The sequence below is a fragment of the Chitinivibrionales bacterium genome, from assembly GCA_014728215.1.
In the GTDB taxonomy this organism is placed as follows: domain Bacteria; phylum Fibrobacterota; class Chitinivibrionia; order Chitinivibrionales; family WJKA01; genus WJKA01.
Window position 1 is genome coordinate 1 of the sequence record WJLZ01000073.1, and the last position, 8,402, is coordinate 8,402.

The following is an 8,402-nucleotide window of genomic DNA, read 5'->3' on the forward strand; positions in this document are numbered from 1 at the left end:
GCGTCCGAATGGGTATGGTCACTTCGTGATACGGTGTTGAGTGTTCCGGTTCCTGCAAAATCCACCGAAAGCTCTACGTTGCCGCTTGCTCCACCGCCGGTAAGGCCGGGGCCTGCACCGACACCGGTAATGCCGCTTGTGGTACCTCCTGATGATTCATTATCCACACCGTCGGAAAAGCCATCAGGCATGTTTTTAATCCTGTGCCAGTCGACTGAGTCAATTTTAGCTTCAGTTACCGAACGGTCGGAAATTTTGGCGGTAGTGACAGCATCGTTGGCAATTTTTGATGATGTTACAGCTCCGTCGGCAATGCCGCCCGATGGAATTACCGGCTTATTTTTTATTTTATCCCAACTCAACGAGTCGATTTTAGCATCGGTTACCGCCCGGTCCGCAATTTTTGAAGTAGTCACCGATCCATCCTCAATAGGAACATTTGAAAGACCACTGCCGTCACCGGTGAATTGAGTTGCAGTTACATTACCGTCCCGAACGCTCATTTCTTCGGTTCCAGAGGAGTTTTCAAGAAAAAATTTGCCGTCCTGGGCAGTGCCTTTCCAACCAAAGGTAGCTGTTTTGCCGGCTCCGGTGCTGTCGAAAAACTCGATTGATGAACTCGATTGGGCGTATAAAACTGCAGCAGCGCTTAATATACCAAGAATAAGCCTCATAAAAAATCTCCTTTAAAAAAGTATTCGTGTGATTAGTGCAATTCGTGGTTTTGTTTTATCACCACGAATGACACGAATATCACGAATGGTTTAAACAGCAATTCTTTCATATCCTAATTTGGGGAAATGACCGAAATTGATATTATCAAAACAAGCCCCCATAATTCGATAGCTTTCTTCTTTAAATAATATTTTCTCCATTATGCCTTTTATTCGTGTGATTAGTGCAATTCGTGGTTTTCTCTCTTCATTTCCGGATTACAATTTTCACCGTTCCATTCACCTTAAGCGCACCATTATCGTAACTTCCCGGTTGTGGACAAATCTTTTCGATTATTTCGTTTGAGGCGCTTGCTTCACGGATCGCCTGCCTGATGCTTTCTCCCGGCTGAAGGATCCTGCATTCTGATACAGGAGTAAACTGAGGTATAATGGAGTAGTTTTTGTCCATTGTAAGAGTAATTTGTTCATTAAAACCCGTATTATCTCCGCTCCATCCTGAAAACTCAAATCCGCTATCCGCACTTACCGTAACGGTTACGGTGTCCGCCCAGCGATAAATATCTCCTGACGGATCTACGTGGACGCTTCCATTTTCTGCAGTGCCGACAGAAAGTGTACAATAGGTTGCCTCAACATGAATTATTGCAAACAGGGTGTCATTCAATTCACCATCGCTTACGATAATGCTTTCATCATATAATCCGCTGTCCCGATGGCCTGCAACAAATGAATACATCGTATCGGCAATAATGTTTCCTGATATTGAGTGTGAAGAGATTACATCGAAGGTGAGTTCATCGTGAGTATTCGGGTCCGACACAGAATCAGGTAATGGAATAGAGATTGAATCGCCTTCATTTACCTCAACATGAATCGAATCGGAATTCCATTGTGGAGCCAGATTTCCGGAAAAAACCGCTCCTGAAGGCAGTGATTCATAGTCTCCTTTATACGCTGTTACCCAGTAATGATAATTGCCGGGGTCGTTATCGGTATACACAGCCTGAGTGGTTTGAGCTACAGGTTCTGTTGTTTCGAATTTGCTGTCATGACGGTATACATTATAGCCCTCGGCGCCCTCCACCGGGTCCCAGAGAAGAATCACCGATCCGGTGGTTTTTTGCGCAGTCAGATTAACCGGGGCGTCCGGCGCTCCAAGAGGAGAAACTTTTACTGTTAGTACCTCTGTTGTGTCGGTACCCCATTTGTTTCGGACAACAGCCCTATAGGAACCTGAATCGCTGAGTTGTGATGGATCGATAATGAGTGGTCCGGAAGTTGAATCGATAAATTCGGTTCCGTTTTTGTACCAAATATTTGTCATAGAGGGGGTGCCCGATGATACCACCCAGAGTGTGCAGGCATTGCCTTCCTTCACATGAATTGTTGTTGCCTGGGAATCGATTACCGGAACAAGGCCTTCTATGGCAACTGTTGTGGTGCGGGAAATGGTGTGCTCGTTTTTCAACTGAGCAACTACCGAAACAAGCAGATCACCGGTAGAATTCGCCTCAAAGCGCAAATAAAAGGTATCCTTAATGCCGGTTGATTGAGTAATTTGGATCGTTGAATCAAGATCATCGCCAGCATCGAAGGTTAGTGAAGAGACCAGCCGTGGGAGCGTTACTGTTGCGGCAATTTCAATTGTGTCGCCGATTGTATGTCCCCCTGATGATACTATTTCGATTTCCAGATCCACATTATCATATTCGGTGGTCGGGTCGGTTGGTTTGGCGCATAAAAGAAGAAATACACAGAAAACCGACACCAGGAGAATAGCTACCATTAGCGTATTATTAGTTTTCATAATGATGCTCAGAGGAAAAAAGTAAATAAAGATGTATCTGCGCCGGCAGAACGAGTTTACAGCACGTGATGTTTAAAATAATTATGGGTGATGGCTTTGTAAACCATTTAATTAATATTTTCTCATTAAGTAATATCATAAAATGTCCTGGCGATTACCTGTTAAGATGAAAAAGAAAGAGTTTCTCATTAAAAGCCTTATTCTTCAACTTGATGATATAATCCTAAAATCGGCACTCCAATGAGAGCATCCCATGTGAAACAGAAATACTGATTATTCCCGGTAACGTAATATCTTAAAACGTATAACGCATAATGAATGCTATGGGATATGAGACGATTATAACGGCAAGGAATGGGAAATGCGCTTTTAAAGTGGCGCTTGATCACATCTTTATTTAAATCTTTTTCAATCTCAAAAACAGTTCATTTAAAAGGGGGCTCTGCATTTTATTATGATGCACAGGGAACTCATATTATTTCTTCTCTTTATCCTTATCGCTCTCCTCCGGAACCACCCATGTCGTTTTTTTCTTTAAACGTCCAAGCGAATCATATTCGAATTGAGTGTAATTGGCTAGTTGGTAGCCATCAGAAGGGTCATTGAAATCATTTGCAGTTAAATAGTATTCTCGAAACAAACGATTTTTAGAATCATATTCATAATGATTGATATTCACAATACTGTTCAAGGTATCGAATGAATTAAATCCAAACTTTGTTTTAACTTTTTTGTTTTTTCCATATTTTATCAGACTCACCAATGTAGGCTTTTGGTATGTTGTTACAATGTAATCTGCAACCACGCTATCGAAATCCGTGAAATAGTATCGCCTGATGCTGTTAGAATCAACTTTGCCTTTTTTCGTTTTAATAGATTCAATGTAATCTCCTCGATCTATATAATTAAACTCAGAACCTTCTGGTTCTTCATCACCGGGGCATTGCTTTTTTTCGTAGATTCTTTTACCCCATTTGTTTCGTTTATGATACCAGGTGCAATTTCTGTTTATATCAATAGAAACTTCAAACCTGCCTTTTTGTGAAATTTTTCGCACCCATCTACTTAACGTGTCGCCGTTATCCTGGGCAATAGAGAGTTCTGCTATTAATGTTGTGTCATCCCGATATTCATAGGTATGTATTTGTGCTAATTCATGGAAATTACGCAGTTTGCGATAGTTATACACACTGTCAATTTTACCGGATTTACCAATATAGAAATATCTCCACGAATCACTTTCGTGTGCATGCTTTGAAAAGTCAAGCATCTTTTCAGAAATGGCAGGGAGTTTCAAATTATGGATATTAACAAACTGGGATGGGCTGAATGATTTTAGTGCATATATATCAGCACAAAATAGTAACAAGAATATCAATAATCTCATAATATTTATTCCTTACCATAATAGGCATTAATAAGTTCCGTGGCATCTTTTTGAAACAGATCGCTGTCAAATTCCCAGATAGGACCGCCGTTGCCGAACCTGTTTGAACGATAACAGCTTTCAAGCGTGAGCAAAAAAGCCTTTTCGCCTGAAAGCGCTTCTTTCAATACTATTTGACCTGCAAGTTTGGAAATGAAATTGTCAATGCGCGTTTCAAGCGATTCGTCGAGACTTGATACAATTGAAGATGTTCCTTTGAATTCTTTACACCATTTTTTCCACAGCTCGCGTTCATAAAGACCCGGGTAGCGCTTTTTATTTTAGCCTTTGTACAGATGTAAAAGCACGCGTATGTCAATCCTCAAAAACAAATGGGTATTCCACTTCTGTTATCTCATTATTATTCCTTAATTCAGGAAAAATCCAGCGTAAAATCCTGGTAGAAATAATTTCAGCAAATTCTTCGTCATTCATTGTGTTTTTCACTGGCTTGCAATAGATTACTTTACCGAATTCATCTATGGCAAAGTGCATGATGATTGTGCCTTTCAGGTCCGGATTATTTCGCAAACGCTTGTTATACTGATATCTGAGTAGGGCAGCATTTTGTTTAGCGACGCGCCGAATCGATTCTATATCCCGTTTGCCTTTACGTATAACCGGTATCGATGCTTTCAGGTTTCCCCTTTTTTTCAGCATCGATGGCGCTTTCTTTAGCAATTCATCGACACCCCCGCCGCTTCCATAACCGCTGTTGCCGTAAATGATGCGTCCTTTTTTCTCAGTCGCATTTGTTCTGAAAGCAGGATCTGCAATAGCCGGAACAATTGTCGTGAAGCCTGCAAGGCGAGCTACAGAAACAAAGTGGACGAATTTCTCAAATGGAATAGTGTCTTTTCCAGAAATTACAATCCGGTTTATATCTACGGCATCATGAAATCTGCCTCTGATCCTGAGCATAATATTAAATACCTTGTCCTCGGCAACAAGAGGTTTTTTATGGTAGCTGGAAACATCTTCGATGTATTTCTTCACCGGAGGATTTTGAAGAATAAAGACGGTGTCTCCTGAATTAATATTCGCAACAGGCTTTTGGTCCAGGTCGATAAGAAGATTGCCGTTTTTGGTGTAATAATATTCCGTAACACCGGTGTCTTTCTGCGGACAAATAAACCAGAGACGCTCGAAGCGTGCTTGCTCAGAAACATCTTTGCCGGTACGTGGGTGAGTTACTGCCGCATCTACTTTGTGCTCAACCACGAACGATTTTCTTTTGGCCGGATGATAATAACGGTGGAATACTTTGAAATATGAAGGCGGCAGCATAGCGCCTTTAGCCGCAAGCGCATATTCGTTTTCATCAAGATTGATGCTCAGATCCAGCGTTTCACCTTTAGGAGTCGATGATGCAGGCTCATATCTCAGCAATTCGGAAGCTGATTTGCCGGTTACTCTGTTTTCAGTCTGTATGTACATAGATCTGAATCCTGTTTTAAGGACTGTTTTCATTAATCTGTATGCCACTGCGTAGTTGAGATCGCGATCAAAGCGGAGGATTATTTCAGTTTGTCCTTTCTCCGTTTTTTGCAATTGCTTTTTCAGGCTGTCCAGAATAATTGATTCAGAATATGAAATTGAACCTATTGCCAAAACATCCGTAGAAAGCACGGTATTGTTTAAAGCGATAACTGAGTTTGACGCTGATACAACCGGCAATGTTTGAGGCACTGGTTCGGTAGACTGGGTACAGGGAAGGCGTATAGCTTTGTCATTAATTTTGCTGGTTTTGGCTTCAGTAGAGTTCCAATTGAGCAGAATGGTTGCGATTGCTGTGAAAAATGTGGTATATATGAGCTTTTGATATTTGGAGTAGGCTTTTCTCATAATTGAGATCCCTTTGTTTTATTAGGTATATTTTGTATTGGTCTTGGTGGCTTGTAGCAGGATATATGAAATCATTTATTACAATGTCCGATTTATTTTCTGTTCTAAAGTATTCTATATGCATGCCTGATTGTTGCTGTCTTTGCGTGAGCAATTACATATTGCATGAAAAGCCGGTTGTCGTATCCACAAAGCAATAAAAATTTCTTACGGGTTAATTTTGAATAAAGCTAATTTGAAAGTACGTATTTATATGTTATCAAGCTCATGCTTCATATATTCTTTTTGCTGCGGATTGAGAAAGAAATTGATATAAAACTCCCGGATTGCATCGGCCTGATTGTTCTGATCGAAAGAGGAAGATGCCTTTGGTACAAGCTCAAAATAACTTATATTTGTCTTTTTATCCTTGAGGGTGAACTGCTTTGGATTCACCCCCTGTGGACGTTCAATGGTTTCGATGCATGGTGAGAGTTGTTTTGCATCCAGAACCTTACAATTACGCAAGGAGCCGCGAGTGCGGATTGAGACAGTCATGTTTTTTCTATCGAGAATGGCTTCCTGACGTTCACTTTTCCACATGAAAAAGGAGAGAGAAGAACAAAGAGCCCATGAGAATAATAGAAGCTTAACTACTGCTATATGCCTTATTGAACCAGGAATAAAAAATATTGGAATTGTAACTAACACGGGTAATGACATTACTAATACAATTGTTTTTATCGTTTTTTCCACTGGAATTATAAATCTGGAAACATAATCGTTCTCTTTTTTTACATACTCTATAATTTCCTGCGGAATGGTTATTTTATTCATATTGAATCACTTTCCTTTTTGCTTTTTGACGTAACCAAGTACTTTTTGAATATTTGTTTCCATATTATTTGGAGTTTGATTATAATTACCTCCTGTTCCCCAGGGACTTTCTTTAATGAAAATAGTCACAGGAGTGTCATTAGCAAACACATAGCCTATACCACCAACAATACTAAGTGCAGTACCTGCCACTATTAATGAAACGCCGATTGGAGCCCCCAAAATTGTTGCGCTTGATCCAGCCCCGGCTAAATAGCAAAATCCGGCTGCTGCCATACATGCAGAACCGAGTGTTTCTGCAGCTTTAAAACCGGCGGCATCAATATCTTTTTCGCTAAATTCCCCGTATGTTTCTATGCCACATAAAACCGCATCAACCGACCCAGTGATTGCAATAGCTCCAAAACTAGCTTTCTTGTAAATATGTTTGGTTGAGTTTCGAGTAAAAAATAACGCTATAGAAGAAATATTTTTAATTGCCTCATAACTGGTTTTTACGTTAAGTTCTTTATAAAGATGATACACATTCATCGCCAGACTCAAACCATCCAGCACCGCCCCAAAGCTGTCCATAAGAAACTCAAGATTGTCGATATTCCGCATGTGCGCGACAGATTCTGGGTCAATCTCAAAGCGCTCGAATTCCAATGTCTCACCATGAGCGGCATCGACAAATTCATCCAAGTATTCATGCTTGTTAAATGAATCCGGAATCACGTTTATCTTCGCATCGAGTCCATTCTGCAATAGCCGCCAAATCGCTGCGCGCTTCTGCTGGACTTCAATTGCCGGTGTTGCCGCATACACTTTTGCTATTGTGCTGATCACCTTTGCGTATGAATCGGTACTTTTATGAGCGGCGCTTCCCAGAGCCGTGCACTCCTCAACACCGCAATCACGGCATCCTCTTTCCGCTCCTCAGTAAACCCTCCGATACCCGCACCGCCAAAACGCATATCGTAAATCAGGTTCACCTTGACCTGCCAGGTGCAATACTGCCAGCGTCCTTCGGCTTCCGCGGTTTCTACTGCATCGATGCAGCTGCTTTCTGTTTCCATTTTTTTTATTTTATTTTAACTTGATGGTCTAATAATTCACATACTAATCTTCTGCTATTCTTTTAGCAGGGTAAAATCGCTTGTGTGCGAGCCCAACTTCGAATTCGGAGTATTCTTCTTTAACAACACCATGACGATTCACATATTTCTGAAACCAGATCCAATCATTTTGACGTATGTATACAAACGAGTCACCGGTTTTAAAATAACTGTGAGTTGATTCTATCGCCTTTACAAACACCGTATCTCCTGATTCATTGTAGCTCCCCGTGACTCTAAAGACGTAGCCAGTATCAACTTTTTCGCCAAAGAAAATGAGTGAATCGTCGAAATTTATGACACTTGAGCCTTTTTCGTACCAAATTCCTGGCAAGGGGATTTGTTTGGAAGCATCCTCAGTGTTTTGCTTACATGCAAAGAGTAATGACAGTAAGGCAATGCATACAATTTTTAGCATATTCATGATATCTCCTCGGGGTTAAATTTGCGGGGTTAAATTTGGGCACCTGCGCGCGTGGCCGAAATTCCAGGGGCTACCCTCCTATCCCAGCAAGTCCCATTTGGATTCGTCGTTTTGATCTTTTTCGCGTTGCTCCCGTATGGCCTTGTTTCGTTCTTCGATTTCTTTTTGTTTCTGCTGCTGTTTTTGTGCATTTTGCTCGGGATACATGACAGCGTTGAAGAATTCTGTGAGTTCTTCTACAGCCATCCCATCGGTTTCACGGGTACCTGGGCGAATACAGAAAAGCTGCTTGTTGGACGCTGTGTCGAAA

The 8,402-nt window shown here is 41.2% G+C and carries 9 protein-coding genes; all 9 read right to left on the minus strand.

Annotated features, from left to right (window positions below; genetic code table 11):
- The coding region (locus tag GF401_05240; GenBank protein ID MBD3344447.1) for a hypothetical protein at positions 1 to 674 on the minus strand (674 nt) is incomplete at its 3' end.
- 247 nt (positions 675 to 921) lie between these two features.
- The gene (locus GF401_05245) at positions 922 to 2,484 is read right to left on the minus strand and encodes a hypothetical protein (protein ID MBD3344448.1); all 1,563 of its coding nucleotides are present in this window, start codon (positions 2,482 to 2,484) and stop codon (positions 922 to 924) included.
- Positions 2,485 to 2,959: 475 nt separating this feature from the next.
- Positions 2,960 to 3,871: a hypothetical protein gene (locus GF401_05250; GenBank protein ID MBD3344449.1), complete on the minus strand. Its 912-nt coding sequence runs from the start codon at positions 3,869 to 3,871 to the stop codon at positions 2,960 to 2,962.
- Between the two features lie 5 nt (positions 3,872 to 3,876).
- Entirely contained in the window at positions 3,877 to 4,038 is a 162-nt protein-coding gene (locus GF401_05255; protein ID MBD3344450.1) for a hypothetical protein, read from the minus strand.
- A gap of 187 nt (positions 4,039 to 4,225) precedes the next feature.
- The gene (locus tag GF401_05260) at positions 4,226 to 5,755 is read right to left on the minus strand and encodes an AgmX/PglI C-terminal domain-containing protein (GenBank protein ID MBD3344451.1); all 1,530 of its coding nucleotides are present in this window, start codon (positions 5,753 to 5,755) and stop codon (positions 4,226 to 4,228) included.
- A 249-nt stretch (positions 5,756 to 6,004) separates the two neighbouring features.
- Positions 6,005 to 6,571: a hypothetical protein gene (locus GF401_05265; protein MBD3344452.1), complete on the minus strand. Its 567-nt coding sequence runs from the start codon at positions 6,569 to 6,571 to the stop codon at positions 6,005 to 6,007.
- Between the two features lie 6 nt (positions 6,572 to 6,577).
- Positions 6,578 to 7,399: a hypothetical protein gene (locus tag GF401_05270; GenBank protein MBD3344453.1), complete on the minus strand. Its 822-nt coding sequence runs from the start codon at positions 7,397 to 7,399 to the stop codon at positions 6,578 to 6,580.
- Entirely contained in the window at positions 7,396 to 7,629 is a 234-nt protein-coding gene (locus tag GF401_05275; GenBank protein ID MBD3344454.1) for a hypothetical protein, read from the minus strand. Before GF401_05275 ends, GF401_05270 begins: the two co-directional genes overlap by 4 nt.
- 43 nt (positions 7,630 to 7,672) lie before the next feature.
- Entirely contained in the window at positions 7,673 to 8,092 is a 420-nt protein-coding gene (locus GF401_05280; GenBank protein MBD3344455.1) for a hypothetical protein, read from the minus strand.
- Positions 8,093 to 8,402 lie beyond the last annotated feature (310 nt).